General features: G+C 45.7%; 2 protein-coding genes. Both read right to left on the bottom strand.

Annotated elements, in window-relative coordinates; translation table 11 throughout:
* A partial coding sequence (gene pntB / locus CAG69_RS22155) for a Re/Si-specific NAD(P)(+) transhydrogenase subunit beta (RefSeq protein WP_161446248.1) occupies positions 1 to 1,277 on the bottom strand: 1,277 nt, incomplete at its 3' end.
* An 8-nt stretch (positions 1,278 to 1,285) separates the two neighbouring features.
* Positions 1,286 to 2,828 (bottom strand): Re/Si-specific NAD(P)(+) transhydrogenase subunit alpha (locus tag CAG69_RS22160; protein WP_161446250.1); only part of this gene is annotated, 1,543 nt, incomplete at its 5' end.

Genomic DNA, 2,828 nt, shown 5'->3' on the forward strand with positions numbered 1-2,828 from the left:
CCAGTATTCATTGAACGCTTGAATACCACTACATTTTTCGCGTTCCAAACCTCCAGTACAGGCATACCAGCAATCGGGCTGTTCGGATCTTCCAGAGCTGCTGGGTTTACCGTATCGTTAGCGCCGATAACCAGTACTGTATCTGTTTCAGCGAAGTCATCATTGATTTCATCCATTTCAAGAACGATATCATACGGTACTTTCGCTTCAGCAAGTAACACGTTCATATGTCCCGGAAGACGACCTGCTACTGGGTGAATACCAAAGCGAACCTCAATACCTTTTGAACGAAGTACGTCAGTAATTTCATGCACGGGATACTGCGCTTGCGCTACAGCCATACCATATCCTGGAGTGATGATTACTGATTTTGAGTTCTTCAGCATTTCAGCGACTTCTTCTGCCGTTGTTTCGCGGTGTTCGCCCTGCTCTTCGTCACCTGAAATTACAATCTCTTGACCAAAGCCACCAGCAATAACACTGATAAACGAACGGTTCATGGCTTTACACATGATGTAAGAAAGAATCGCACCTGAAGAACCAACCAACGCACCTGTTACGATTAATAGATCATTTGCGAGCATGAAACCTGCTGCTGCTGCTGCCCAACCTGAATATGAGTTCAGCATTGAAACGACAACTGGCATATCAGCACCACCAATTGAAGCAACTAAGTGGTAACCGAACGCGAACGCAATCAGTGTCATCATAATCAGAGCGAACATGCTGCCATCTGCTTTTACGAAGTAGATCATAAGAAGCGTAGAAATCACAACCGCTGCAAGGTTCATTTTGTGCTTGTGAGGAAGGTTAAGCGGCGAAGAAGAAATCACACCACGTAACTTACCAAATGCAACAATTGAACCCGTGAAGGTTACGGCACCAATGAAAACACCCAAGAATACTTCTACAAGGTGGATAACATGTTCAGCATGAGTTGCTGCTTCTGGCGCATCAAGGTAACTGTTGTAGCCAACTAAAACCGCAGCTAAACCTACAAAGCTGTGCAGTATCGCAACCAGTTCTGGCATTTCGGTCATTTCTACTTTCTTCGCATAGAAAATACCGATCGCCCCACCTATCGCCATCGCAATAATGATCCACCCAAAGCCTTGAGCATCAGGGCTGAAGATCGTCGCGATCAGCGCGATCGTCATACCTGCGATACCATAGTAGTTACCATTACGAGCGGACTCTTGCTTTGAAAGCCCCGCCAAACTCATGATGAAAAATAATGCAGCAACAATGTAAGCTGCTTGTACTAATCCTGCAGACATTGTAACTCCTATTTATCTTTGCGGAACATTTCAAGCATACGCTTGGTGACGGTGAAACCACCGAAGATATTGATGCTAGCGATCAATACAGCAATAAAGGATAGGAATGAAACGACCCCATTACCTTGCCCAATTTGCAGTAATGCACCAACCACAATAATGCCGGAGATAGCATTCGTTACCGACATAAGCGGAGTATGAAGTGCATGGGTAACATTCCAAACCACGTAGTAGCCGACAACACACGCTAAAACAAATACAGTAAAGTGAGAAAGGAACGCTGCCGGCGCAACCGATGCAATCCAAGCAAAAGCACCTACTGCCGCGGCTACACCAATAATCTTCTTCGTTGGAGAGGTAGGTTCTTCTACTTTAGGCTCTGGTTTCGCAGGTTGCTCTTGTTTCACTTGTGGCTGAGCGGAAACCTGAATTGGTGGTGCAGGCCATGTAATTTCACCTTCTTTAACCACGGTGACACCACGGATAACAACATCTTCGAAATCAATATTGATGTTACCGTCTTTTTCTTTACACAGCAGTTTTAGAAGGTTAACAAGGTTTGTCGCGTAAAGTTGAGAAGATTGCGTTGGCAAACGGCCGACCATGTCAGTGTAACCAACAATTTTTACGCCATTATCTGTCATGATAACTTGGTCTTTCATTGTGTATTCACAGTTACCGCCATTAGCAGCTGCCAAGTCAACAATAACACTGCCCGCTTTCATACTGTCGACCATTTCCTTGGTGATCAGCTTCGGAGCAGGTTTGCCAGGGATTAGTGCCGTTGTAATGATGATATCAACATCTTTAGCTTGCTCTGCATATAACTCTGCCGCTTTTTTGTTGAAGTCATCGGACATTTCTTTTGCGTAGCCGTCACCAGAACCAGAGTCTTCTTGGAAATCCACGGTCAGGAACTCTGCTCCCATGGACTCAACTTGTTCTTTTACTTCTGGGCGAACGTCAAATGCACGAACAATAGCTCCTAAGCTACCCGCAGCACCGATTGCAGCCAAACCAGCCACACCCGCACCAGCGACCAATACTTTCGCTGGTGGTACTTTACCGGCAGCCGTGATTTGACCTGTAAAGAAACGACCAAACTCATGAGCTGCTTCAACAACCGCACGATACCCAGCGATGTTAGCCATCGAAGAGAGCGCGTCTAAGGCTTGTGCACGAGAGATACGAGGAACAGAATCCATGGCAAGAACGTTAATGTTCTTGCTTGAAAGTTGTTCCATCAACTCTGCGTTTTGAGCAGGCCAAATAAAGCTAACAAGTGTTGCACCATCTTGTAGTAGTGCGATTTCGTCAATGCCTTGTTCTTCATCTACGATTGGCGCATTAACTTTTAGAATAAGACCAGATGCCCAAACTTCTTCACTAGAAACGATTTTCGCACCAGCAGCTTCATAAGCAGCATCATCGAAACTCGCAAGCACCCCCGCTTGGGATTCAATCGCGATATCGAATCCCAACTTTATTAACTGCTCAACCGACTTCGGCGATGCAGCTACTCGCGATTCACCCGCAAGTATCTCTTTAGGT

The sequence above is a fragment of the Vibrio sp. V43_P6S15P86 genome (genome assembly GCF_009904725.1).
GTDB classification, from domain to species: domain Bacteria; phylum Pseudomonadota; class Gammaproteobacteria; order Enterobacterales; family Vibrionaceae; genus Vibrio; species Vibrio diabolicus.